33 protein-coding genes and 2 tRNA genes are annotated in these 20,010 nt (G+C 65.8%); 26 read left to right on the top strand and 9 right to left on the bottom strand.

Annotated features, from left to right (window positions below):
- Positions 1 to 70: 70 nt before the first annotated feature.
- The gene (locus NATOC_RS16690) at positions 71 to 1,690 is read left to right on the top strand and encodes a GTPBP1 family GTP-binding protein (protein WP_015322651.1); all 1,620 of its coding nucleotides are present in this window, start codon (positions 71 to 73) and stop codon (positions 1,688 to 1,690) included.
- Between the two features lie 11 nt (positions 1,691 to 1,701).
- On the opposite strand, the gene NATOC_RS16685 is transcribed toward NATOC_RS16690, so the two are convergent.
- The 3 genes from NATOC_RS16685 to NATOC_RS16675 all read right to left on the bottom strand — a co-directional run bounded on the left by NATOC_RS16685 (position 1,702) and on the right by NATOC_RS16675 (position 3,596).
- Entirely contained in the window at positions 1,702 to 2,382 is a 681-nt protein-coding gene (locus NATOC_RS16685) for an HAD family hydrolase (RefSeq protein WP_015322650.1), read from the bottom strand.
- On the bottom strand, positions 2,383 to 3,315 hold the full coding sequence (gene mch / locus NATOC_RS16680; RefSeq protein WP_015322649.1) for a methenyltetrahydromethanopterin cyclohydrolase: 933 nt from the start codon (positions 3,313 to 3,315) through the stop codon (positions 2,383 to 2,385). It lies immediately after the preceding gene.
- Positions 3,316 to 3,389: 74 nt separating this feature from the next.
- Complete coding sequence (locus NATOC_RS16675) at positions 3,390 to 3,596, bottom strand: heavy-metal-associated domain-containing protein (RefSeq protein ID WP_015322648.1); 207 nt, start codon at positions 3,594 to 3,596, stop codon at positions 3,390 to 3,392.
- 99 nt (positions 3,597 to 3,695) lie between these two features.
- Here NATOC_RS16675 and NATOC_RS16670 point away from each other — a divergent pair, with 99 nt between their 5' ends.
- The gene (locus NATOC_RS16670; protein ID WP_015322647.1) at positions 3,696 to 4,130 is read left to right on the top strand and encodes a universal stress protein; all 435 of its coding nucleotides are present in this window, start codon (positions 3,696 to 3,698) and stop codon (positions 4,128 to 4,130) included.
- Between the two features lie 22 nt (positions 4,131 to 4,152).
- Here NATOC_RS16670 and NATOC_RS16665 read toward each other — a convergent pair whose 3' ends face one another.
- From NATOC_RS16665 to NATOC_RS16640, 6 genes are all read right to left on the bottom strand, one after another.
- The gene (locus tag NATOC_RS16665) at positions 4,153 to 4,467 is read right to left on the bottom strand and encodes an MTH1187 family thiamine-binding protein (protein ID WP_015322646.1); all 315 of its coding nucleotides are present in this window, start codon (positions 4,465 to 4,467) and stop codon (positions 4,153 to 4,155) included.
- A gap of 99 nt (positions 4,468 to 4,566) precedes the next feature.
- Complete coding sequence (locus NATOC_RS16660) at positions 4,567 to 4,920, bottom strand: HalOD1 output domain-containing protein (RefSeq protein WP_015322645.1); 354 nt, start codon at positions 4,918 to 4,920, stop codon at positions 4,567 to 4,569.
- Between the two features lie 162 nt (positions 4,921 to 5,082).
- Complete coding sequence (locus tag NATOC_RS16655) at positions 5,083 to 5,409, bottom strand: DUF5789 family protein (RefSeq protein WP_015322644.1); 327 nt, start codon at positions 5,407 to 5,409, stop codon at positions 5,083 to 5,085.
- A gap of 467 nt (positions 5,410 to 5,876) precedes the next feature.
- A tRNA-Gly gene (locus NATOC_RS16650) sits at positions 5,877 to 5,947 on the bottom strand.
- A gap of 69 nt (positions 5,948 to 6,016) precedes the next feature.
- The gene (locus NATOC_RS16645; RefSeq protein ID WP_049888821.1) at positions 6,017 to 6,208 is read right to left on the bottom strand and encodes a hypothetical protein; all 192 of its coding nucleotides are present in this window, start codon (positions 6,206 to 6,208) and stop codon (positions 6,017 to 6,019) included.
- A 180-nt stretch (positions 6,209 to 6,388) separates the two neighbouring features.
- Positions 6,389 to 6,459, bottom strand: a tRNA-Gly gene (locus tag NATOC_RS16640).
- 277 nt (positions 6,460 to 6,736) lie between these two features.
- Here NATOC_RS16640 and NATOC_RS16635 point away from each other — a divergent pair.
- From NATOC_RS16635 to NATOC_RS16520, 24 genes are read left to right on the top strand one after another with little or no spacing between them, the layout of a single operon-like run.
- Entirely contained in the window at positions 6,737 to 7,612 is an 876-nt protein-coding gene (locus NATOC_RS16635; RefSeq protein WP_015322643.1) for a putative RNA uridine N3 methyltransferase, read from the top strand.
- A 4-nt stretch (positions 7,613 to 7,616) separates the two neighbouring features.
- Complete coding sequence (locus NATOC_RS16630; RefSeq protein ID WP_015322642.1) at positions 7,617 to 8,636, top strand: 50S ribosomal protein L3; 1,020 nt, start codon at positions 7,617 to 7,619, stop codon at positions 8,634 to 8,636.
- Positions 8,637 to 8,647: 11 nt separating this feature from the next.
- Complete coding sequence (gene rpl4p / locus NATOC_RS16625) at positions 8,648 to 9,400, top strand: 50S ribosomal protein L4 (protein WP_015322641.1); 753 nt, start codon at positions 8,648 to 8,650, stop codon at positions 9,398 to 9,400.
- Positions 9,397 to 9,651, top strand: a complete 255-nt coding sequence (locus NATOC_RS16620; protein WP_015322640.1) for a 50S ribosomal protein L23 — start codon at positions 9,397 to 9,399, stop codon at positions 9,649 to 9,651. Before rpl4p ends, NATOC_RS16620 begins: the two co-directional genes overlap by 4 nt.
- 3 nt (positions 9,652 to 9,654) lie before the next feature.
- Positions 9,655 to 10,377, top strand: a complete 723-nt coding sequence (locus tag NATOC_RS16615; protein WP_015322639.1) for a 50S ribosomal protein L2 — start codon at positions 9,655 to 9,657, stop codon at positions 10,375 to 10,377.
- Positions 10,374 to 10,796 carry a 30S ribosomal protein S19 gene (locus tag NATOC_RS16610; RefSeq protein WP_015322638.1) on the top strand — a complete coding sequence of 141 codons (423 nt, stop codon included), beginning with the start codon at positions 10,374 to 10,376 and terminating at the stop codon, positions 10,794 to 10,796. Before NATOC_RS16615 ends, NATOC_RS16610 begins: the two co-directional genes overlap by 4 nt.
- A 7-nt stretch (positions 10,797 to 10,803) precedes the next feature.
- Positions 10,804 to 11,283 (top strand): 50S ribosomal protein L22, encoded by a 480-nt coding sequence (locus NATOC_RS16605; protein WP_015322637.1) that lies wholly within the window; start codon positions 10,804 to 10,806, stop codon positions 11,281 to 11,283.
- Positions 11,283 to 12,263, top strand: a complete 981-nt coding sequence (locus NATOC_RS16600) for a 30S ribosomal protein S3 (protein WP_015322636.1) — start codon at positions 11,283 to 11,285, stop codon at positions 12,261 to 12,263. Before NATOC_RS16605 ends, NATOC_RS16600 begins: the two co-directional genes overlap by 1 nt.
- Complete coding sequence (rpmC, locus tag NATOC_RS16595) at positions 12,263 to 12,502, top strand: 50S ribosomal protein L29 (protein WP_015322635.1); 240 nt, start codon at positions 12,263 to 12,265, stop codon at positions 12,500 to 12,502. The genes NATOC_RS16600 and rpmC overlap by 1 nt, the downstream gene beginning before the upstream one ends.
- Before the next feature lie 10 nt (positions 12,503 to 12,512).
- Complete coding sequence (locus NATOC_RS16590) at positions 12,513 to 13,028, top strand: ribonuclease P protein component 1 (RefSeq protein ID WP_015322634.1); 516 nt, start codon at positions 12,513 to 12,515, stop codon at positions 13,026 to 13,028.
- The gene (locus NATOC_RS16585) at positions 13,019 to 13,468 is read left to right on the top strand and encodes a 30S ribosomal protein S17 (RefSeq protein WP_015322633.1); all 450 of its coding nucleotides are present in this window, start codon (positions 13,019 to 13,021) and stop codon (positions 13,466 to 13,468) included. Before NATOC_RS16590 ends, NATOC_RS16585 begins: the two co-directional genes overlap by 10 nt.
- The gene (locus NATOC_RS16580) at positions 13,468 to 13,866 is read left to right on the top strand and encodes a 50S ribosomal protein L14 (RefSeq protein ID WP_005559258.1); all 399 of its coding nucleotides are present in this window, start codon (positions 13,468 to 13,470) and stop codon (positions 13,864 to 13,866) included. Before NATOC_RS16585 ends, NATOC_RS16580 begins: the two co-directional genes overlap by 1 nt.
- 2 nt (positions 13,867 to 13,868) lie before the next feature.
- Positions 13,869 to 14,246, top strand: coding sequence for a 50S ribosomal protein L24 (gene rplX, locus NATOC_RS16575; protein ID WP_015322632.1), 378 nt, complete (start codon positions 13,869 to 13,871; stop codon positions 14,244 to 14,246).
- Positions 14,243 to 14,980: a 30S ribosomal protein S4e gene (locus tag NATOC_RS16570; protein ID WP_015322631.1), complete on the top strand. Its 738-nt coding sequence runs from the start codon at positions 14,243 to 14,245 to the stop codon at positions 14,978 to 14,980. The genes rplX and NATOC_RS16570 overlap by 4 nt, the downstream gene beginning before the upstream one ends.
- On the top strand, positions 14,973 to 15,512 hold the full coding sequence (locus NATOC_RS16565) for a 50S ribosomal protein L5 (RefSeq protein WP_049888956.1): 540 nt from the start codon (positions 14,973 to 14,975) through the stop codon (positions 15,510 to 15,512). The genes NATOC_RS16570 and NATOC_RS16565 overlap by 8 nt, the downstream gene beginning before the upstream one ends.
- Complete coding sequence (locus tag NATOC_RS16560) at positions 15,505 to 15,693, top strand: 30S ribosomal protein S14 (RefSeq protein ID WP_015322629.1); 189 nt, start codon at positions 15,505 to 15,507, stop codon at positions 15,691 to 15,693. The genes NATOC_RS16565 and NATOC_RS16560 overlap by 8 nt, the downstream gene beginning before the upstream one ends.
- 1 nt (position 15,694) lies before the next feature.
- Entirely contained in the window at positions 15,695 to 16,087 is a 393-nt protein-coding gene (locus NATOC_RS16555; protein WP_015322628.1) for a 30S ribosomal protein S8, read from the top strand.
- 2 nt (positions 16,088 to 16,089) lie between these two features.
- Positions 16,090 to 16,623 carry a 50S ribosomal protein L6 gene (locus NATOC_RS16550; protein ID WP_015322627.1) on the top strand — a complete coding sequence of 178 codons (534 nt, stop codon included), beginning with the start codon at positions 16,090 to 16,092 and terminating at the stop codon, positions 16,621 to 16,623.
- A gap of 3 nt (positions 16,624 to 16,626) precedes the next feature.
- Positions 16,627 to 17,388 (top strand): 50S ribosomal protein L32e, encoded by a 762-nt coding sequence (locus NATOC_RS16545; protein ID WP_015322626.1) that lies wholly within the window; start codon positions 16,627 to 16,629, stop codon positions 17,386 to 17,388.
- Positions 17,381 to 17,830, top strand: coding sequence for a 50S ribosomal protein L19e (locus NATOC_RS16540; protein ID WP_015322625.1), 450 nt, complete (start codon positions 17,381 to 17,383; stop codon positions 17,828 to 17,830). The genes NATOC_RS16545 and NATOC_RS16540 overlap by 8 nt, the downstream gene beginning before the upstream one ends.
- Positions 17,830 to 18,378, top strand: a complete 549-nt coding sequence (locus NATOC_RS16535; RefSeq protein ID WP_015322624.1) for a 50S ribosomal protein L18 — start codon at positions 17,830 to 17,832, stop codon at positions 18,376 to 18,378. The genes NATOC_RS16540 and NATOC_RS16535 overlap by 1 nt, the downstream gene beginning before the upstream one ends.
- Complete coding sequence (locus NATOC_RS16530) at positions 18,375 to 19,034, top strand: 30S ribosomal protein S5 (protein ID WP_015322623.1); 660 nt, start codon at positions 18,375 to 18,377, stop codon at positions 19,032 to 19,034. The genes NATOC_RS16535 and NATOC_RS16530 overlap by 4 nt, the downstream gene beginning before the upstream one ends.
- On the top strand, positions 19,031 to 19,498 hold the full coding sequence (rpmD, locus tag NATOC_RS16525) for a 50S ribosomal protein L30 (protein WP_015322622.1): 468 nt from the start codon (positions 19,031 to 19,033) through the stop codon (positions 19,496 to 19,498). The genes NATOC_RS16530 and rpmD overlap by 4 nt, the downstream gene beginning before the upstream one ends.
- 3 nt (positions 19,499 to 19,501) lie before the next feature.
- Positions 19,502 to 20,008 (top strand): uL15m family ribosomal protein, encoded by a 507-nt coding sequence (locus NATOC_RS16520; RefSeq protein WP_015322621.1) that lies wholly within the window; start codon positions 19,502 to 19,504, stop codon positions 20,006 to 20,008.
- Positions 20,009 to 20,010 lie beyond the last annotated feature (2 nt).

The raw sequence follows: 20,010 nt of genomic DNA, 5'->3' as shown, positions 1-20,010 counted from the left end.
ACGCTCCTGTTCCATGCTAACAACATCCTCTGCCGGGAAGCTTTTATCGGTTCGCCAGTTACTGCCTGCCATGAGCCGTGACCGGGCCCTCCTCGACCGGGCCCTGGAACGTGGCGAACAGGACGGCGGAAGCGTCGAGTTCAAGGAACGACTGCTCCGGGACGTTCACCTCGAGGGCGGACGCCGGGAGAGTCTGGCCGCCCAGCTCCGTCACCGACTGCTGTCCGGCGACGGGGAAGCGACCTACGTCGTCGGCGTCACCGACGACGGCGGCCTCGCCGGTATCGATCACGACACCTTCTCCGAGTCGATGGACGTCCTCTCCCTGCTGGCCGAGGAGGCCGACGCCCACATCGAGGACGTCCAGACCTGGGGCGTCGGGGACGAGGACAGCTCTTCGAGAGGGCTGGTCGGGGTCGCGCAGGTTCGTGACGGTTCGATGCTCGAGACCGACGACGAACACCTCGTTGTCGGGACGGCCGGCCACGTCGACCACGGAAAAAGCACCCTCATCGGATCGCTCGTCACCGGAACCGCCGACGACGGCGACGGCGCGACGCGGGCGTATCTCGACGTCCAGCCCCACGAGGTCGAACGCGGACTCTCCGCCGATCTCTCCTACGCCGTCTACGGGTTCGACGACGACGGACCCGTCCGGGTTCGGAACCCGGATCGCAAGGCCGACCGCGCCGAGGTCGTCGAGGAGGCCGACCGACTCGTCTCGTTCGTCGACACCGTCGGCCACGAGCCGTGGTTACGGACGACGATCCGCGGACTCGTCGGACAGAAACTCGACTACGGGCTGCTCGTCGTCGCCGCCGACGACGGCCCGACCCGAACCACCCGCGAACACCTCGGCGTGTTGCTGGCGACGGAGCTGCCGACGATCGTCGCGATCACGAAACGCGACGCCGTCTCCGACGAGCGGGTTCAGGAGGTCGAACGCGAGGTCGAGCGACTGCTCCGGGACGTCGAGAAATCCCCGCTGCGGGTCGCCAGACACGGAGTCGACGCCGCAGTCGAAGAGATCGGCGACCGCGTCGTCCCGATCGTGACGACGAGCGCACTCACGATGGAGGGGCTCGACACGCTCGACGAGCTATTCGATCGACTCCCGAAGACCTCCCGGGACGCCGGCGAGTTCCGGATGTACGTCGATCGCAGCTACTCGGTCACCGGCGTCGGCGCGGTCGCCTCGGGAACCATCATGGCCGGTGAGGTCGAGGCCGGCGACGAACTCCTGCTCGGGCCAATGCCCGACGGCCGGTTCCAGGAGGTCGAGGTCCGGTCGATCGAGATGCACTACCACCGGGTCGATCGCGCCCGGGCCGGCCGTATCGTCGGCATCGCGCTCAAGGGCGTCAAGGAAAGCGCCATCGAGCGCGGAATGGTGTTGGTTCCCCGCGACGCCGATCCCGAACCGGTCCGGGAGTTCGAGGCCGAGGTAATGGTGCTCAACCATCCCACCCGGATCGGGGACGGCTACGAGCCCGTCGTCCATCTCGAGACGATCGGCGAGGCCGCAGCCTTCTCCCCGGAGAACGGTCGACTGCTGCCGGGCGATACGGGACGAACCACCGTCCGGTTCAAATTCCGTCCGTACCTCGTCGAGGAGGGACAGAAGTTCGTCTTCCGGGAAGGGCGAAGCAAGGGCGTCGGCACCGTCACCGACGTCCGCCCCGCCGAGTAACACTCCCGGCGTCAGCGCCATGGCGGAGACCGCAGGTCGGCCAGCGACTCGAGGACGTAGTCCGGGCTCGGCTCCGGCTCCACCGGGGCCGTCTCCGCCGGGAGCCACGCCGACGCAAGCCCCGCGGCCCGGGCACCCGCAATGTCAGCAGAGAGGGAGTTGCCGACGTACACCGTCCGCTCGGCCACCGAGCCGAGTTCGTCGAGGGCGAGATCGAACGGCTCCGGATCGGGCTTGGGCGCGGCGTCCTCGCCCGCGTAGACGGTCGTCTCGAAGGCGTCCTCGAGTCCCGTCGCCTCGAGTTTCTGGCGTTGCATCGCCGAGAGGCCGTTCGTGACCAGTCCGAGCGTGTACTCCTCGGCCAGCGCCTCCACCGTCGCCGTCGCCCCCGGCAGCGCCTCGACGTTTCGCTGGTCGCGCTCCTCGCGGAACGCACGCGCGACCGCGAGGCCGTCGGCACGATCGTACCCCGACTCGACCGCCAGATCGCCGAAACACTGCTCGTGGAGGTCAACGGGTCTCGTGGCTCGCTCGAGGTACTCCCGGTAGCGATCGTAGTAGGCGCCCGGCTCGAAGACGGAGCCGACGCCGGCGCGCTCGAACGCGATCTCGAGGACGTCGGCCGCGCTGCGGCGGTACCGACAGAGCGTGTCGTCGAGATCGAAGAGCACGGTGTCAATCGGGGCGGCCATCTAGAGGTCGAACGACTCCGCGAGCAGCTCCTCGTCGGTCTCCCCGTAGCTCTCGGTCGGTCCGCCGAGGACGTCGACGGTGACCGCTGCGGGCGCGAACAGGTCTGCGGGCACCTCCTCGAACTGCCAGTCCAGGTCGTCGAAGATCGCCGCGAACGGACGGCCGTGGGCCTCGGCCGCCGTCGAGGGGATCGAGTCGAAGACGTCCGCGTCCTCGCGGACCGTCAGGTGGGCGCGGCCGCCGTAGGCCAGCGCGTCGTTCGTCCGGGCGATCGCGTCGTCCTCGTCGGCCGCGACCGGCGCGACCGGGGCCCGACCCGTCGCCGAGACGATATCGTTGGGATCGTACCCCAGCTCCGTCAGCCGGTAGGTCGCGAGCTCGGCCGCCCGCGCCGCAGACGTGATGCTGCCCGCGAGACTCGCCGTCCGGTAGGCAAGCAGAAAGACGCTGCTGGGCTCGACCTCCGCGAGCTCCGCGACCTGCTCTGCGGCCGCTGCCGTCGGCAGCTCGTCGCTCTCGACGGCCAGCGCGGTCAGATCGAACGCGTCGGTGTAGCCGACCTGTCTGAATTCCTCTTCGCGCGCGACGAGCGCGCGTGCGGGACCGCTGCCGAGCCCCTCGAAGTCCTCCGTCGCCAGCTCCCAGCCCGCCTTCTGGGAGCAAAGCAGCGACAGCGCCGGCTGATCGGAGCTCAGTTCGACGTAGGGGATCGGCGTCCCGTCGATCTCGCCGAGCTGGTGGCTCGGCGTGGCCATTCCCGCGGTCTGGATCTCGGTCAGCAGTAGGCCGGCCTCGATGCCGCCGTCGAACTCGACGCCGAAGTCCAGCACGGTTGCCTCGTTCTCGAGATCGAACCCGCCGACGTTGAGCTCCTCCGCGTAGTCGAGGGCTTCGTCGACCAGCTCGATCGCCATTCGGTTGAGACTCTCCATACCCCTCCTCTAGCGTCCCGCGTAAAACAGTTTGTCAGTCGGCGCCGTTCGGGCGTCGACGCTTTGCGACCGGCTCAGGCGCGGGGTTCGTAGCCCGCGTTTTCGACCGCGCTACGGATCCCCTCGACGGACGTTCCCTCGTCGTGTTCGACCCGGACCTCGTCGGCTTCGTGGTTCGCCGTCGCCGACGAGACGCCCTCGAGCGCCTCGAGGGCGTCGGTGACGTTCTCCTCGCAGCCGCCACAGGACATCCCGGTAACGTCGAGCGTCGTTCGTTCCATACGCGCCCGTACCGACTCGAGGGTGTTCGGTCTTCCGCCTGGATCGGCCGGCCCGGACCGACTCGGGGTTTGATATGTGTTCCCGCGCTCGGTTCGGGTATGTACAGGGTTCTGGTTCCGATCGACGGCGACGACGACCGCGTCGCCGCCCAGCTCGAGGTCGTCCTCGAGCTCGCGGCGGGAGACGACCCTATCGCCGTCGACGTGGTACACGCCAGGGAGGAGCTCGACTTCTCGGCCGAGGACGTCGACGACGTCGCGGTCGGCACGTTCGAAGAGGAACTCGACGATCTCGCGACACTCCCTGAAACGGCCGCGACGCTCGTCGCCGAGCTCCGGAGTGCGGGCGTCGAAACGAGCGTCCACGCGGCGACCGGCCGACCCGAGCCGGCGATCCTCGACGCGGCCGACCGGTTCGACGCGGACCAGCTCGTGCTGGGTGCGCGCCGCCGGTCGCCCGTGGGAAAGGCCGTCTTCGGCAGCGTCGCTCAGTCGGTGCTCCTCGAGGCAGAGCGCCCGGTAATGATCGTCTGAGAACGTCTCGATCGCACGCTCGTTACTCCCGGTCGCTCGAGGGCGGTCGACCCAGCGCCTCCTCGACGGCCTCGACCTTCTCGTCGGCGGCCGTCTCGCGGTCCCGCTTGTCGTCGATTTTCAACACGGTGCTCACGCGGTCGCCGTCGACGGCGTCGTGGGCCGCCTGCGCGGCTGCGAACAGCTCGTCGGTCGAGTCGGCCTCGATCACCGTCCCCATCGGATTCGTCTCGTAGGCGACGTCGTACTCCTCGAGAGCCTCGACGGCTGTCGCGACCTCCTCGGCCATGCTTTTCTCGGTCATCGGTGCGACGCTGAGTAGCGCGACGACTGTCATGGGAGTCACTGTCGGGATCGTCGCACCTAAATCCGAACCCTGCACTCGACTTCCCGACGGCGCCGTTTGGACCCCCGCGACAGAACGGCCGTCCCGTCCTCACCGGACGGAGCGCGGATCGGGGGCGGCGCCGGGCGGGTAGATGATGATCTCGCCGTCGGCGTAGACGTAGACCTCGTGTTCGAGGGCCGTAAACGCGATGTGGCCGCCGGTGCGCTCGGTGCCGTCGGCCTTCGGCCGGAAGATCCGATCGAGCGCGTCGGGATCGATGCTGTCGTACAGGGAGAACTCGCCCTGCGAGACGTCCGTGTCGGCGATCTCCGCGAGCGCGTGAACGATCGTCGCGGTCAGCGTCGCGGTGTCGTCGTCCTCGTGGTGGAAGACGTATCGGTCGTTGTCCTGGTCGTACTGGAGTTCGTCCGCCTCGTCTCTGGATGTAGACTGGGGTTGCATGGGAGCTGTTCGATCGACTGTTCGCTGGTGGGTATCGCTCCGGAGTATATAAGCTCCTCGCAGGCGGCACTACTGCATGCGACCGATAGCCGTCCTCGGCGATCCGCCGGGCCGTGGCCGGGAAACCGGTCGCTCCAGCCGAGAGCCCCGAGGACGCCCTCCTCAGAACGACTCGTGGGGCCACTCCTCGCGCTCGCCCAGCGCTGGCGGGGTCCGATCGCTGTACCCCTTGCGCCCGATCGCGGCGTCACCGACGGTGTTGAAGATCGCAGCGCGGGCGTCCGCAGCGGAGTCGAACTCCTCGTCTGGAACCAGCTCGAGCAGGTCGCGGAGCCGCTGTTGCCCGTTCGGGAGGGTGAGCACCGCGTCCCCGTACTGCTCGATCAGCTCGTCGCTCGTCGCCGGATACTGGTGGGCCTCGAGGTCGCGAGCGAGCGAACCGAAATCGACACCGAGCTCTCGGGTTCGGTCGGGTGCTGAGTCGGTCATTGTGAGTACTGCGCCGCCGCCGAGCCGGATAAAGCCCGACAGTGGTTTCGCGGTGGCGCTGCGTGCGAACCCGGTTTACCCCGCGTTACTCGAGTCAACTCCTGGTTGGGATCCGCACCCGAGGCGTCGACACTCCGTTCGGACCGCGGTCGCTCGCGGCTCCCCCACGAACAATGGGTTCGTGTTCGCGTCCTCGTGGTGGTCATCGAAGCACCTTGCCGTAGAACTGCGCTGGCTGGGATTTGAACCACGCGAAGACGGTCCTGCTCGCTCGCGTCGTTCGCTTCGCGGGCTGTCTCTCATTCAACTCCAGAATCGATTGCTGTCGCTCACGAATTTGTTCGTGATAGGAATGCGCTGGCTGGGATTTGAACCACGGCCAGACATGCTCACAGGGCTGCGCGTGACTGGCCTGCTTCAAACCCAGAGTCGATTGCTGTCGCTCACGAATTTGTTCGTGACAGCAATGCGCTGGCTGGGATTTGAACCCAGGTTGTGACCATGGCAAGGTCACGTGATACCACTACACTACCAGCGCCCCGTTACAGTTCTACGTCTCTCGAGTGAATTGATAAGGGTTACGAATCGGTCGATCCGAGTGGAACGCTCACGGTCTGCTTGCGAGCACTGACCACGAGGACGCGACCGGGCGTTCCCCGTCCACGGCGTTCTTGCGATCGCGGTCGGCGTCCTCGGCCGGGAACGTTCGCCGACCGTTCCGGACGCCACAGCGATCGCCCTTCTGGACGCCGGTCACCGTCGAGTACGGCTGCCGGGACGTCCCACGAGCGACGACCACCGCCGGCGCGACCCTTCGGACTCGGTTTCAGAAAGGGGGCGTCCTCGTGGATCGGTCCCGCGAGAACTGCGCTGGCTGGGATTTGAACCACGGCCAGACATGCTCGCAGCGCTGCGCGTGACTGGCCTGCTTCAAACCCAGAACGATTGCTTCCGCTCACGGATTTGTTCGCGACAGCAATGCGCTGGCTGGGATTTGAACCCAGGTTGTGACCATGGCAAGGTCACGTGATACCACTACACTACCAGCGCCCCGTTACAGTTCCACCTATCTCTGGTAGCTGTATAAGGATTGCGAATCGGGGCGTGTATGGGCCGTTCAGCCGTACCACGTCCCGATCCTTTTCGTCGGTTCCCGTCCGTCCTCGGGGGAAACACGTTAGTAGTGACGACAGTTCCGTTCGGGGAGCCGTATGCGTCGAATTCTCACCTGTGAGCCGTTCACAGCCGGAATCGAATCCGCTACCCTTTTAAGACTTTGTCGGCAAGACATCGCTACAGTCTAGTGACGCGGCGCCGAAGCGTGGGCATGACCGCTAGCGTGCTCGTGCCGTCGTCGCTCACCCGCGAAGCCGAGGACAAACGCGAGGCAACTCGCAAGCTCGGATACGTCGCCCGCGCGGCGACCGTGTTTCGGGCGGATCGGCTCGTCGTCTTCCCCGACCGGGAGGGCGAACGCGGGCGATTCGACGGCGAGTTCGTCGACACCGTCTTGCGGTACGCGACGACGCCCCCGTACCTCCGAAACGAGGTCTGGGGGATGCGCGACGAACTCGAGTACGCGGGCATCCTGCCCCCGCTCCGTGCCGTGTCACGGACCGGCTCCGAATCGAACGATTCGGGGTCGTCAAGACAAGGAATCGTGACCGAGGTCGGACCTGATCAACGCGTGCGGGTCAATTGCGGCTTGCAACACCCGATCTCCCTCAACGTGCCTCCCTCGATGGAGCTCGAAGAGGGGGAGCGCGTGACCGTCAGGATCTCTTCGCGACGACCGGTCCGGGCGAAGCTCGTCGACGACTCCCTCCCGGGGATCGACGTCGAGTGGACGGACCTCGAGGCAGCGCTCGGCCGTGAGGACGCCGGCGTCCGCATTGCGGCCTCCCGATTCGGTGCCGAACTCACCGTCGGGCGGCTGGGGACGCTGGCCGGACGCCGCGAGCGCGACGGGATGACCGTCGCCTTCGGGGCACCCGAGAGAGGGCTGCCGGCCATCCTCGGAATGGACGAGGAGACCGTCGACGCGCTGTCCCGCTGGGACGGCGTCGACGGTGGCGGAGTCGAACCCACGAGCGATCCGGGGTTCGACCTCTGGCTGAATACGGTTCCGGACCAGGGAAGCGACGTCGTGCGAACGGAAGAGGCTCTGTTCGCCACGCTCGCTTCCCTCTCGCTCAAAGAGTGAAAGCATGCCACAACCAAACGCACCACGCAAAGGCTCACTCGGGTTCGGCCCACGACAGCGCGCCTCCTCGGAGGTTCCGCGCTTTAACTCGTGGCCGGACGACGACGGACAGCCGACGCTCCAGGGTTTCGCGGGCTACAAGGCCGGCATGACCCACGTCGTGATGGTCGACGACGAAGCGAACTCGCCGACCGAGGGGATGGAGGAGACCGTCCCCGTCACGATCGTGGAGACGCCGCCGATGCGCGCCGTTGCCCTGCGTGCGTACGAGGACACACCGTACGGAAAGAAACCGCTCACCGAGGTCTGGACCGGCGAGTTCGTTCCCGAACTCGATCGCGTGCTGGACCTGCCCGGTGACGACTACGACGCCGACGCGGCCGAAGACGAACTTCGAGGCTACCTCGAGGACGGCCGCATCGCTGACGTTCGGGTCATCACGCACACGGTCCCTTCGGAGGTCCCTTCGATCCCGAAGAAGAAACCGGACGTGATGGAGACCCGCGTCGGCGGTGGCTCCGTCGAGGAGCGCGTCGACTTCGCTCTCGAGCTGCTGGCCGACGGCGGCGAGCACGTCATGAACGACGTGTTCCGCGCCGGCGAGTATCTCGACGCGAGCGGCGTCACGAAAGGGAAAGGGACCCAGGGTCCCGTCAAGCGCTGGGGCGTCCAGAAGCGCAAGGGCAAACACGCCCGACAGGGCTGGCGACGCCGCATCGGCAACCTCGGCCCCTGGAACCCCTCCCGCGTCCGCTCGACGGTCCCCCAACAGGGCCAGACCGGCTACCACCAGCGGACGGAACTGAACAAGCGCCTCGTCGACATCGGCGACGGCGCAGACGCGACGGTCGACGGTGGCTTCGTCAACTACGGCGAGGTCGACGGACCGCACGCGCTGATCAAGGGCTCGCTCCCCGGGCCGGACAAGCGCCTGCTGCGCTTCCGCCCGGCGATCCGACCCGGAGACCAGCCGCGCCTCGATCCCGAGGTTCGGTTCGTCTCCACCGCATCCAACCAGGGTTGAACTAGCTAACGATGGAAGCAACAGTACGCAACCTGGACGGCTCGGACGCAGACTCGATCGAGCTTCCGGCGGTCTTCGAGACCCAGTACCGTCCGGACCTGATCGCACGCGCCGTCCGCGCCGCCCAGGCCAACCGAAAACAGGACTACGGCGCCGACGAGTTCGCCGGCCTTCGAACGCCGGCCGAATCGTTCGGTAGCGGCCGCGGGATGGCCCACGTCCCCCGACAGAACGGACGCGGTCGACGCGTTCCCCAGACGGTTTCGGGACGCAAGGCACACCCGCCGAAAGCCGAGAAGGACTGGACCGAATCGATCAACACGAAAGAGAAGAAGCTGGCCGTCCGCAGCGCGATCGCTGCGACGACCGACCCCGAACTCGTCGCCGAGCGCGGCCACGAGTTCGACGAGGACGTCGAGACGCCGGTCGTCGTCAGCGACGAGTTCGAGGAACTCCAGAAGACCAAGGAGGTCGTCGAGTTCCTCGAGGACGCTGGCCTCGCGGCCGACGTCGAGCGCGCTGACGAGGGCCGAAGCGTCCGTTCGGGTCGCGGGACGACCCGCGGACGGAAGTACAAACAGCCCAAGTCGATCCTCTTCGTGACCTCGAGCGAGACCGGCCCGTCGCGTGCGGCCCGAAACCTCGCCGGCGCGGACGTCACGACGGCCGCGGAGGTCAACGCCGAGGATCTCGCGCCGGGCGCCCAGCCCGGTCGACTGACCGTCTGGACCGAGAGCGCACTCGAGGAGGTGGCCGACCGATGAGCCACCAGATCGAGCACCCGCTCGTCACCGAGAAGGCGATGAACGACATGGACTTCGAGAACAAGCTCCAGTTCGTCGTCAATCCCGACGCGACCAAACCCGAGATTCGCGACGAGGTCGAGGAGCGCTTCGAGGTCACGGTCGACGACGTCAACACGCAAGTGACCATGAAAGGGAAGAAGAAAGCAACCGTCAAGCTGTCCGAGGACGACGACGCCCAGGAAGTCGCCTCGCGTATCGGGGTGTTCTAACCGATGGGACGACGCATTCTCGGACAACGACGCGGTCGCGGGACCTCCACGTTCCGTGCCCCGTCGCACCGATACAAGGCGAAGCTCGACCACAAGAAAGAGGAGGACGACGACGTCGTCCGCGGAGAGGTCGTCGACATCGAGCACGACCCTGCCCGCTCGGCGCCCGTCGCGGCCGTCGAGTTCGAGGACGGCGACCAGCGTCTCGTCCTCGTGCCGGAAGGCGTCGCCGTCGGCGAGGAGATCCAGGTCGGCGTCAGCGCCGAGATCAAGCCGGGGAACACGCTCCCGCTCGCGGAGATTCCGGAGGGTGTTCCGGTCTGTAACATCGAGGCCAACCCCGGTGACGGCGGCCGATTCGCCCGCGCGTCGGGCGTCAACGCCGATCTGATCACCCACGACCGCAACGCTGCGGTCATCCAGCTGCCAAGCGGCGAGGTCAAGCGCCTCGATCCGCAGTGCCGTGCCACCATCGGCGTCGTTGCCGGTGGCGGTCGCACCGAGAAGCCGATGGTCAAGGCAGGGAACAAGCACCACAAGATGAAAGCTCGCGGTGGCAAGTGGCCCCGCGTCCGCGGTGTTGCGATGAACGCCGTCGATCACCCGTTCGGTGGCGGCGGCCGACAGCACCCGGGTAAACCGAAGTCCGTCTCGCGGGACGCCCCGCCGGGACGGAAGGTCGGTGACATCTCCTCGCGCCGAACCGGACGAGGTGGAAACAAATGAGTCAGGAGTACAGAACCGGTCGCGAAGGTGAGTTCACCTACCGCGGCTACACGCTCGACGAGCTGCAGGAGATGGAGCTCGAGGAAGTTGCGGAACTGCTGCCCGCTCGCAAGCGGCGAAGTATCACGCGCGGCCTCTCCGTCGAGCAGGAGAAACTGCTCGAGAAGGCCCGCGAGAAAGGCGAGGAAGAGACCGCCAACGCGCCGATCCGAACGCACCTGCGAGACATGCCGGTGCTGCCGGAGTTCGTCGGACTGACCTTCTCCGTGTACAACGGACAGTCCTTCGAGCGCGTTCGCGTCGAACCCGAGATGATCGGACACTATCTCGGCGAGTTCCAGCTGACCCGAACGTCCGTCGAGCACGGACAGGCCGGGATCGGTGCGACTCGATCCTCGAAGTTCGTCCCACTGAAGTGATCACCGCATGGGAATCAACTACTCAGTCGACGCGGATCCGGACACGACCGCGAAAGCGATGCTCCGGGAGCGTCACATGAGCCACAAGCACAGCAAGGAGGTCGCCCGCGAGATCAAGGGCCGTACCGTCGCGGACGCCCGGGCGTACCTCCAGGACGTAATCGACGAGGAACAGTCCGTGCCGTTCAAGTCCCACAACACTGGAGCGGGCCACCGCTCCGACGTCGAGGGCTGGGACGCCGGCAAGTACCCCGAGAAGGTCTCGGAGGAGTACCTCGACCTGCTCGAGAACGTCGAGTCCAACGCCGACCACCAGGGCTTCGACGGTGCCTCGATGGAGATCGTCCACATCGCCGCACACAAGGTCGGCGAGTCCGTCGGTCGCAAACCCCGCGCGATGGGGCGTGCGACCGCCTGGAACACGCCGGAAGTGGACGTCGAGATCGTCGTCGAGGAAGTCGACGAGAACGAGGAGGGTGAGAACTAATGGCTGACGAACATCAATTCATCGAAAACGGCCTGCAGCGGTCTCAGATCGACGAGTTCTTCGAAGAAGAGCTCGGCCGCGCGGGCTACGGTGGTATGGACGTCGCCAAGACGCCGATGGGCACCCAGATCGTTCTCAAGGCCGAGAAGCCCGGGATGGTCATCGGTAAGGGCGGCGAGAACATCCGGAAGGTCACGACGGCCCTCGAGGAGAAGTTCAACCTCGAGGACCCCCAAATCGACGTCCAGGAGGTCGACGAACCCGACCTCAACGCACGGATCGTCGCAGACCGTCTGGCCAACGCCCTCGAACGGGGCTGGTACTTCCGGAAGGCCGGTCACACGACGATCGACCGGATCATGGAGTCGGGCGCACTGGGTGCCGAGATCGTCCTCTCCGGGAAGGTCACCGGTGCCCGCTCGCGCGTCGAGAAGTTCAACCGCGGCTACATCAAGCACAACGGTCAGCCCGCCGAGGAGGTCGTCGACCACGGCCAGGCGACGGCCGTCATGAAGCTCGGGACGATCGGCGTTGACGTCAAGATCATCCCGCCGGGAGCCGAACTCCCCGACGACTTCCAGGTCCACGACGAGATGGACCCCGAAGAGGTCGTCCCCGACGCCGTCGAAGCCAACGAGGCCGAGGGTGTCGAGGAGCTGCTCGAGGGCGAGCCCGAAGCGGCCGAAGCCGCCGAGGAGGGTGCCGAAGCCCCCGCCGACGACGCCGTCGAGCCCGAGCCCGAGGAAGAAGACATCGAGGAGGTCATCGAAGAGGAAGTCGACGCCGCCGAGGACGACGACGTCGACGTCCCCGACGAGGCCCCGATCGAAGAGGATCTCGACGAGCTCGAGGAGGACGTCGAGGCCGAAGCCGAAGAGCTGATGGCCGAGATGGACAGCGAGGCGCAAGGCGCCTCGGAAGACGCGAGCGGCGACGAGCCGCGAGCTGACGACGAAGACGACGAGGGAGGTGACGCCTGATGGCGATCCTCCACGTCGAAGAGATCCGCGACATGACCGCCGCCGAGCGCGAGGCCGAACTCGAGGAGCTCGAGACAGAGCTGCTCAACCAGAAGTCCGTCCTCGCGGCCGGTGGCGCCCCGGAGAACCCGGGTCGTATCGGCGAACTGAGTCGCACCATCGCCCGGATCAAGACGATCCAGCGAGAGGAAGGCGACTTCGAGAACGAGACGTCGGAGACGTCTCGAGACGACGAATAACAGACAGACAATGGCACTGACACCCGAAACGCTGCCCCGACACGAACTCAACGGCCTGCCCGTCCGCGTCGTCGAGAGTGACGACGCCTCGCGGGTCGGTCTCGAGGGACGGGTCGTCATCGAGACGACCAACACGCTCTCCGTAGAGGTTTGCGTTCCGCCGGAGGCGGAACGTGACCGAGGCGGCGACGCCGCCGAGTGCGGCGAGGGCACGTCTCGGGTCGTGATGGTGCCGAAGTCGGGCTCGACGTTCGAGTTCGCGATCACAGATGACGCCGCCGACTTCGCGAAGGAGTCGGGGACCGCGTCCAAACTGGCCGACACTCAACCTGCAGGGGCGGACGATTCGTCCGTCCTCGCAGACCGAGTCGGCGGCGATGCCGCCGACTGTCGTGGCGACGATTCTTCACGGAATCGCCGCCACGCTGCCGGCGAGGACGTGGCCTACGTTACGGTCGATGGCTCGCGACTGCTCTCACAACCCGCCCGACGCACGGAAACGAATGGTGACTCACCATGGCAATAGGATTAGACGTTGAAACCCCTCCGGAACCAGAGAACCCGGAGGAATACGACTACGAGAAGTGTCCGTTCTACGGCGAGCTCTCCGTTCGAGGTCAGATCCTCGAGGGGACCGTCATTTCGACGGACATGGACAAGACCGTGGTCGTCGAACGAGAGTACGACGTGGCGGTTCCGAAGTACGATCGCCACATGAAGCGTCGCTCGCGCATCCCGGCCCACGTACCGGGCGTGCTCGAGCCGCTCTCGGTCGGTGACACGGTCAAGATCGCAGAGACCCGACCACTGTCGAAGACGAAATCGCACGTGGTCGTCGAAGTAACCGAGGAGGCAACCGCGGAGGACATCGCTGCGCTCACCCGTCAGTCCGAACCTGACCGGGAGCTTTCCAGCGGCGACGTCACCGAGGATGCCGAACCCGAAGCGACGCAGGGTGATCAGTGATGGAGGCGATGAAAGCCGACGTCACCCAGGGACTCAAGAAGGGGTCGCTGGTCACGTGCGCCGACAACACCGGCGCCCGCGAGCTGAAGGTCATCAGCGTTTCGGGCTACCAGGGCACCAAGAACCGTCAGCCGAAGGCGGGTCTGGGTGACAAGGTGACCGTCTCGGTCACCAAGGGTACCCCGGAGATGCGCCGCCAGGTCCTCGAAGCCGTCATCGTCCGCCAGCGGAAGTCGATCCGCCGGCCCGACGGGACGCGCGTGAAGTTCGAGGACAACGCGGCGGTCATCATCGACGAGAACGAAGAGCCCCGCGGGACGGAGATCAAGGGCCCGATCGCGCGCGAAGTTGCCGAACGCTTCGGCGCGATCGCCTCGACCGCAACGATGATCGTCTGAGTATGAGCAAGCAACCACACAAACAGCGAAACCAGACGGAGCGTGCGCCGCTGCACAAGCGACAGAAGCAGCTTCACGCGACGCTCTCCGACGAGCTCCGCGAGGAGTACGACACGCGACGGACCCGCGTCAACGCGGGCGACACCGTCGAGGTCATGCGTGGCGATCACGCCGGCGAAACTGGCGAGGTCGTTCGCGCGATCCTCGAGGACGGCACGATCCACGTCGAGGACGTGACCGTCGAGACGGCCGACGGGGAGGAGGTTCCCCGGGCCCTCGAGCCCTCGAACGTCCGGATCACGGAGCTGGACCTCGAGGACGAGCGTCGCGAGGCACGCCTCGAAGGCGACGCAGACGACACCGAAGGTGATAGCGAATGACGAAACACCAGAAACGACTGTCAGTCCCGAAGTCCTGGCCGGTCGAGCGCAAGACCGACGTCTTTACCGTCAAGGCCGACGCCGGCCCGCACGGTGAGGACGGCGTCCCGCTCGTCGTCCTGCTCCGGGACGTACTTGGTTACGTCGACTCGAAGAAAGAAGCGCGGTACGCCCTCTCGCAGGATTCGATCCTCGTCAACGGGGAGCCGATCAACGACGAACAGCGTCCCATCGGCATGTTCGACATCGTCGCGTTCCCCGGTCGCGAGGAGTACTACCGGGTCTTCCCCGACGAGGGTGGCCGCCTCGCGCTGACCGCGATCGACGCCGACGCGGCCGATAGCCGCCTCGGCAAGATCGAGGGCAAACGCCAGGTTCCCGGCGGCGATACGCAGCTGACGCTGCACGACGGGACGAACATCCTCGCCGAGGACGACGAGTACGACACGAACGACTCGATCGTCGTCGACAACGACGACAAGTCGGTCGTTGCACACTTCCCCTACGAGGAGGGAGCACTCGTCACAGCCGTCCGTGGTAATCACGGCGGTAAGATCGGCGAGGTCACCGAGATCGACGTCACGCCCGGCAGCGGTTCGAACATCGTCACGGTCGAAACCGACGACGAGCTGTTCGAGACCGTCGAGGAGTACGTCGTCGTGATCGACGAGAACTTCACCAGCGAGGACTCGGAGAACGGTGAGGCCGTGAGCGAAGGTGATGACGATGAGTAGTGAAGCCGAAAGCGAGTTCCACGAGATGCGCGAGCCCCACGTCGAGAAGGTCGTCGTCCACATGGGCGTCGGTCGCGGTGGCCGCGAGCTCGGCAAGGCCGAGGACATCATCGAGGAGGTCACGGACCAGCAGAGCGTCCGGACCCAGGCCAAACGGACCGAGCCCGACTTCGGGATCCGACAGGGCGACCCGATCGGTACGAAGGTCACCCTCCGGGGCGAGGACGCAGCCGAGTTCCTCGAGACCGCACTCCCGCTTGCGTCGCTGGCTGAAAACCAGTTCGACGACACGGGCAACTTCAGCTTCGGAATCGAGGAACACACGGAGTTCCCGAGCCAGGAGTACGACCCGAACGTCGGTATCTACGGGATGGACGTCACCGTTAACCTGGTGCGACCGGGCTACCGCATCGCCAAGCGCGATAAGGTGACCCGATCGATCCCGTCGAAGCACCGACTCACCCCCGAGGACGCGATTCAGTTCCTCGAGGCGAACTTCGACGTCACCGTATCGGAGGCCACGGATGAGTGAAAGCGAAAGCGACGTAGAAAACGACCGAACGGGCGAGCACGCGGCAAAGCGCACCGGCCAGATCGAGGAGTGCCAGCGCTGTGGCCGCAAACAGGGACTGGTCGGCAAGTACGACATCAACCTCTGTCGACAGTGTTTCCGAGAGATCGCCCGCGACATGGGATTCAGGAAGTACCGATAACATGACCGGAAACGACCCACTCAGCAACGCGCTCTCGGGGATCGACAACGCCGAGAGCGTCGGGAAACTGAGCCACGAGGTAACGCCCGCTTCGAACGAGATCGGCAGCGTACTCGAGGTCTTCTACGACCGCGGGTACATCGACGGCTTCGAGTTCGTCGACGACGGTAAGGCCGGTCAGTTCGAAGTCGAACTGAAAGGAGCGATCAACGAGTGTGGCCCCGTTAAGCCCCGCTACGCAGCCGGCGCCGACGAGTTCGAGAAGTGGGAGAAGCGCTATCTCCCGGCTCGAGACTTCGGCGCGCTCGTCGTCACGACGAGCAGTGGCATCATGAGCCACTACGAAGCGCGCGAGCAGGGGATCGGCGGCCAGGTGATCGCATACGTCTACTAACAATGCGAGTCGAACTGGAAATACCCGAAAACGTATCTGTCGAGGTCGATCATCTCGACGTGACCGTCGACGGACCCGAGGGCGCCGTGACCCGGCGTCTCTGGTACCCCGACGTGACCGTCGAAACCGAAGACGACCAGGTAGTCATCGAAAGCGCGGCCGAGGACGCGAAAACGAACGCGACCGTCGGCACCTTCGAGAGCCACCTGAAAAACGCCTTCCACGGCGTCACCGAGGGCTGGGAGTACAAGATGGAAGTCTTCTACTCTCACTTCCCGATGCAGGTCCGCGTGGAAGGCGAGGAGGTCGTCATCGAGAACTTCCTCGGCGAAAAGGCACCGCGACGAACGACTATCCACGGTGAGACCGACGTCTCCGTCGACGACGAACGGCTCGTCCTCTCCGGTCCAAACAAGGAGGACGTCGGCCAGACGGCGGCGGACATCGAGCAGCTGACACGCGTCAGCGGCAAGGACACCCGCGTCTTCCAGGACGGGGTCTACATCACCGAGAAACCCGCGAAAGGAGGTGCCTGATAGATGGCTGACGACGAACCAGAGACCGAGGACGCCGCGGCCGAAGCCGAAGCCGAAGAGGGTCCGCAGGATCTCGAGGACATCAGCGGTGTCGGCGCCAGCAAGGCCGACGCGCTGCGCGACGCCGGCTTCGAGACGATCGACGACGTCAAGGAGGCCGACCAGGACGACCTGGCGGAGGCCGACGGCGTCGGAAACGCGCTCGCGGCCCGTATCAAGGCCGACGTCGGCGACCTCGAGGTAACCGAGGAGACCGAGGCCGAGATCGAAGACGAGGGCGTCGAGGAAGCGGAAGAAGAGCCCGAAGAGGACGTCGAGACCGAACTGCAGCCCCGCGGGCTGACCGAGAAGACGCCCGAGCTCTCCGAGGAGGAACAGCGCCTGCTCACCCGACGCAAGCAGGCGGGCAAGCCGCAGTTCAAGCGACAGGACTACCACAAGAAAAAGCGCACGCCCGAAGCCTGGCGTCGTCCCCGTGGCCAGCTCTCGAAACAGCGCAAGGGGATCAAGGGCAAGGGCCCGAAGGTCCAGGCCGGCTACCGAACGCCGGAGGCCGTTCGCGGAAAACACCCCAGCGGCTTCGAGGAAGTCTACGTCGAGAACACGGACGACCTCGAGGGTGTCGACGGCGATCGCGAGGCGGTTCGGATCGCGTCCTCGGTCGGCGCGCGCAAGCGCGAGCGCATCGAGGAACAGGCCGAGGACCAGGGCGTTCGCGTCCTGAACCCGACCTACGAGGAAGTCGAGGTGGAATCCAATGACTGATCTCACCGCACAGAAACGACTGGCTGCCGACGTCCTCGACGTTGGCAAGAACCGTGTCTGGATCGATCCGGACGCCCAGGGCGAGATCGCAGAGGCGATCACCCGCGACGAGATCCGCGATCTCGTCGACGAGGGCCGTATTCAGGCCAAAGACGCCCGCGGTAACTCCCGCGGTCGTGCCCGCGAGCGCAACGCGAAACGCGCGTACGGCCATCGGAAGGGCCAGGGCAAGCGCAAGGGCAAGAAGGGCGGCCGCCAGAGCCAGAAAGACGAATGGCAGGACAAGATTCGTGCACAGCGACGGAAGCTGCGCGAACTCCGCGACAAGGGCGAGATCACGCCCACGCAGTACCGCGAGCTCTACAAGAAGGCTGGCGGTGGCGAGTTCCGTAGCGTCCGGTACCTGTTGAACTACATCGACGAAAACTACGGTGACCAGTAATGGCGACAGGACCACGATACAACGTTCCGATGCGCCGTCGCCGTGAGGTCCGAACGGACTACCATCAGAGGTTGCGCCTGCTGAAATCGGATAAGCCACGCCTCGTTGCTCGGAAGAGCAACAAGCACACTACGGCGCAGCTGATCGTTCCGGGCCCACAGGGCGACGAGACGCTCGCGAGCGCACATTCGAGCGATCTCGAGGAGTACGGTTGGGAAGCACCCACGAGTAACATTTCCGCGGCCTATCTGACCGGTCTGCTGGCCGGCAAGCGAGCCGTCGACGCCGGACTCGAGGAAGCGGTCCTCGACATCGGTCTCAACAAGGCGACGCCCGGCAACAAGGTGTTCGCCGTCCAGGAGGGCGCGATCGATGCCGGTCTCGAGATCCCGCACAACGACAGCGTGCTCGCGGACTGGTCGCGGACCCGCGGCGAGCATATCGCCGAGTACGCCGAGCAGCTCGACGAGCCGCTGTACAGCGGCGAGTTCGACGCGACCGAACTACCAGCACACTTCGACGAGGTACGAGAGGCGATTCTCGAATGAGTGGAAACAACTACAACGACGGTGGATGGGAACCCGTCACCCGTCTCGGCCGAATGGTCCAGGAGGGCGAAATCGACACGATGGAGGACGCCCTCAACTCGGGGCTCCCGCTGAAGGAACCCGAGATCGTCGACCAGCTCCTCCCCGGACTGGACGACGAGGTACTGGACATCAACATGGTCCAGCGGATGACCGACTCCGGTCGGCGTGTGAAGTTCCGCTGTGTCGTCGTGGTCGGCGACCGCAACGGGTACGTCGGCTACGCCGAAGGCCGAGACGACCAGGTCGGCGCCGCCATCCAGAAGGCGATCGGTATCGCGAAGCTAAACATCATCAAGGTACCCCGCGGTTCGGGGTCGTGGGAGGACCGTTCGGACCGTCCCCACTCGCTGACCCGACAGACCACCGGCAAGGCCGGCTCCGTCGAGGTCGAGCTCGTTCCCGCCCCCGAGGGGCTGGGACTTGCCGCCAGCGACACGGTCCGTGCCGTCCTCGAACTGGCCGGCATCGAGAACGCCTGGACCAAGAGCCACGGGAACACGCGAACGACGGTGAATCTCGCGAAGGCAACGTTCAACGCCCTCGAGAACGCCTCGCAGTCGCGTCACCCGAGCTCTCGGGGCGGCCGTGACGAAGCGGAGGTGGCCGACCAATGAGAGCCGTCGTCCAGGTCCGCGGCGAGGTCAACCGCAACACCGACATCCAGGATACCCTGGAGATGCTCAACATCCACGGCGTCAACCACTGCGCGCTCGTTCCCGAGACCGACGCCTACAACGGGATGGTCGCGAAGGTCAACGACTACGTCGCGATCGGTGAACCCGAACAGGACGTCCTCAAGACCGTCCTCGCAAAGCGCGCCGAACCGCTCGAGGGGCGACAGGCGGACGTCGACGAGGAGTGGCTCGCCGAGAACACCGACTACGACGACTTCGGTGCGCTCGCCGAGGCGCTGCTCGCCGAGGAGACGACCCTACGCGAGCAGGGACTCTCCCCAACGCTTCGTCTCCACCCCCCGCGTGGCGGTCACGAGGGGATCAAGAAGCCGACCGCGGAGGGCGGCCAACTCGGAAAACATACAACCGAGGAGATTAATCAACTGTTAGAATCGATGCGATAAACCATGACGAGTAAAAAACGACGCCAGCGCGGATCGCGGACGCACAGCGGCGGCTCTCACAAGAACCGCCGAGGAGCCGGCCATCGCGGCGGACGCGGACGCGCCGGCCGCAGCAAACACGAGTTCCACAACTACGAACCGAAGGGCAAACACGGCTTCAACCGACCGGACGAGCTTCAGGCCGACGTCGCCGAGATCGACGTCCAGAAGCTCGACGAGGACGCCGTCCTCTACGCCGCCGAGGGTGACGCCGAGGAGACCGACGAGGGATACCGGCTCGACGCCCGCGACATCGTCGAGGACGGCCACGAGGTCGACGTCGTGAAAGTGCTTGGCTCCGGTCAGGTCCGGAACAGCCTCGAGGTTACGGCGGACGCCTTCTCGGCGGCTGCCGAGGAGAAGCTCGAGGACGCCGGCGGTGACGCGGTGCTCTCGGAGCGAGGCCAGCAGCTGGCCGAGGCCGAGGACGAGGCGGAAGCCGACGACGAGTCAGAACAGGACGAGGACTAACG

This window comes from Natronococcus occultus SP4 (assembly GCF_000328685.1).
In the GTDB taxonomy this organism is placed as follows: Archaea; Halobacteriota; Halobacteria; order Halobacteriales; family Natrialbaceae; genus Natronococcus; species Natronococcus occultus.
The sequence above is the reverse complement of the archived record's forward strand: the minus strand, read 5'-3'. Positions and strand labels throughout refer to the sequence as shown.

What these genes read in the sequence shown, in the direction of transcription:
- rpmC (WP_015322635.1), top strand. Translation starts at nt 12,263, where the DNA reads ATGGCGATCCTCCACGTCGAAGAGATCCGCGACATGACCGCCGCCGAG.
- NATOC_RS16555 (WP_015322628.1), top strand. Translation starts at nt 15,695, where the DNA reads ATGACCGGAAACGACCCACTCAGCAACGCGCTCTCGGGGATCGACAAC.
- rpmD (WP_015322622.1), top strand. Translation starts at nt 19,031, where the DNA reads ATGAGAGCCGTCGTCCAGGTCCGCGGCGAGGTCAACCGCAACACCGAC.
- NATOC_RS16600 (WP_015322636.1), top strand. Translation starts at nt 11,283, where the DNA reads ATGGCTGACGAACATCAATTCATCGAAAACGGCCTGCAGCGGTCTCAG.
- NATOC_RS16670 (WP_015322647.1), top strand. Translation starts at nt 3,696, where the DNA reads ATGTACAGGGTTCTGGTTCCGATCGACGGCGACGACGACCGCGTCGCC.
- NATOC_RS16560 (WP_015322629.1), top strand. Translation starts at nt 15,505, where the DNA reads ATGAGTGAAAGCGAAAGCGACGTAGAAAACGACCGAACGGGCGAGCAC.
- NATOC_RS16540 (WP_015322625.1), top strand. Translation starts at nt 17,381, where the DNA reads ATGACTGATCTCACCGCACAGAAACGACTGGCTGCCGACGTCCTCGAC.
- rplX (WP_015322632.1), top strand. Translation starts at nt 13,869, where the DNA reads ATGAGCAAGCAACCACACAAACAGCGAAACCAGACGGAGCGTGCGCCG.
- NATOC_RS16605 (WP_015322637.1), top strand. Translation starts at nt 10,804, where the DNA reads ATGGGAATCAACTACTCAGTCGACGCGGATCCGGACACGACCGCGAAA.
- NATOC_RS16685 (WP_015322650.1), bottom strand. Translation starts at nt 2,382, where the DNA reads ATGGCCGCCCCGATTGACACCGTGCTCTTCGATCTCGACGACACGCTC.
- NATOC_RS16520 (WP_015322621.1), top strand. Translation starts at nt 19,502, where the DNA reads ATGACGAGTAAAAAACGACGCCAGCGCGGATCGCGGACGCACAGCGGC.
- rpl4p (WP_015322641.1), top strand. Translation starts at nt 8,648, where the DNA reads ATGGAAGCAACAGTACGCAACCTGGACGGCTCGGACGCAGACTCGATC.
- NATOC_RS16635 (WP_015322643.1), top strand. Translation starts at nt 6,737, where the DNA reads ATGACCGCTAGCGTGCTCGTGCCGTCGTCGCTCACCCGCGAAGCCGAG.
- NATOC_RS16580 (WP_005559258.1), top strand. Translation starts at nt 13,468, where the DNA reads ATGGAGGCGATGAAAGCCGACGTCACCCAGGGACTCAAGAAGGGGTCG.
- NATOC_RS16655 (WP_015322644.1), bottom strand. Translation starts at nt 5,409, where the DNA reads ATGACCGACTCAGCACCCGACCGAACCCGAGAGCTCGGTGTCGATTTC.
- NATOC_RS16615 (WP_015322639.1), top strand. Translation starts at nt 9,655, where the DNA reads ATGGGACGACGCATTCTCGGACAACGACGCGGTCGCGGGACCTCCACG.
- NATOC_RS16665 (WP_015322646.1), bottom strand. Translation starts at nt 4,467, where the DNA reads ATGACAGTCGTCGCGCTACTCAGCGTCGCACCGATGACCGAGAAAAGC.
- NATOC_RS16660 (WP_015322645.1), bottom strand. Translation starts at nt 4,920, where the DNA reads ATGCAACCCCAGTCTACATCCAGAGACGAGGCGGACGAACTCCAGTAC.
- NATOC_RS16545 (WP_015322626.1), top strand. Translation starts at nt 16,627, where the DNA reads ATGGCTGACGACGAACCAGAGACCGAGGACGCCGCGGCCGAAGCCGAA.
- NATOC_RS16690 (WP_015322651.1), top strand. Translation starts at nt 71, where the DNA reads ATGAGCCGTGACCGGGCCCTCCTCGACCGGGCCCTGGAACGTGGCGAA.
- NATOC_RS16585 (WP_015322633.1), top strand. Translation starts at nt 13,019, where the DNA reads ATGGCAATAGGATTAGACGTTGAAACCCCTCCGGAACCAGAGAACCCG.
- NATOC_RS16610 (WP_015322638.1), top strand. Translation starts at nt 10,374, where the DNA reads ATGAGTCAGGAGTACAGAACCGGTCGCGAAGGTGAGTTCACCTACCGC.
- NATOC_RS16535 (WP_015322624.1), top strand. Translation starts at nt 17,830, where the DNA reads ATGGCGACAGGACCACGATACAACGTTCCGATGCGCCGTCGCCGTGAG.
- NATOC_RS16675 (WP_015322648.1), bottom strand. Translation starts at nt 3,596, where the DNA reads ATGGAACGAACGACGCTCGACGTTACCGGGATGTCCTGTGGCGGCTGC.
- NATOC_RS16565 (WP_049888956.1), top strand. Translation starts at nt 14,973, where the DNA reads ATGAGTAGTGAAGCCGAAAGCGAGTTCCACGAGATGCGCGAGCCCCAC.
- NATOC_RS16620 (WP_015322640.1), top strand. Translation starts at nt 9,397, where the DNA reads ATGAGCCACCAGATCGAGCACCCGCTCGTCACCGAGAAGGCGATGAAC.
- NATOC_RS16550 (WP_015322627.1), top strand. Translation starts at nt 16,090, where the DNA reads ATGCGAGTCGAACTGGAAATACCCGAAAACGTATCTGTCGAGGTCGAT.
- mch (WP_015322649.1), bottom strand. Translation starts at nt 3,315, where the DNA reads ATGGAGAGTCTCAACCGAATGGCGATCGAGCTGGTCGACGAAGCCCTC.
- NATOC_RS16630 (WP_015322642.1), top strand. Translation starts at nt 7,617, where the DNA reads ATGCCACAACCAAACGCACCACGCAAAGGCTCACTCGGGTTCGGCCCA.
- NATOC_RS16570 (WP_015322631.1), top strand. Translation starts at nt 14,243, where the DNA reads ATGACGAAACACCAGAAACGACTGTCAGTCCCGAAGTCCTGGCCGGTC.
- NATOC_RS16590 (WP_015322634.1), top strand. Translation starts at nt 12,513, where the DNA reads ATGGCACTGACACCCGAAACGCTGCCCCGACACGAACTCAACGGCCTG.
- NATOC_RS16530 (WP_015322623.1), top strand. Translation starts at nt 18,375, where the DNA reads ATGAGTGGAAACAACTACAACGACGGTGGATGGGAACCCGTCACCCGT.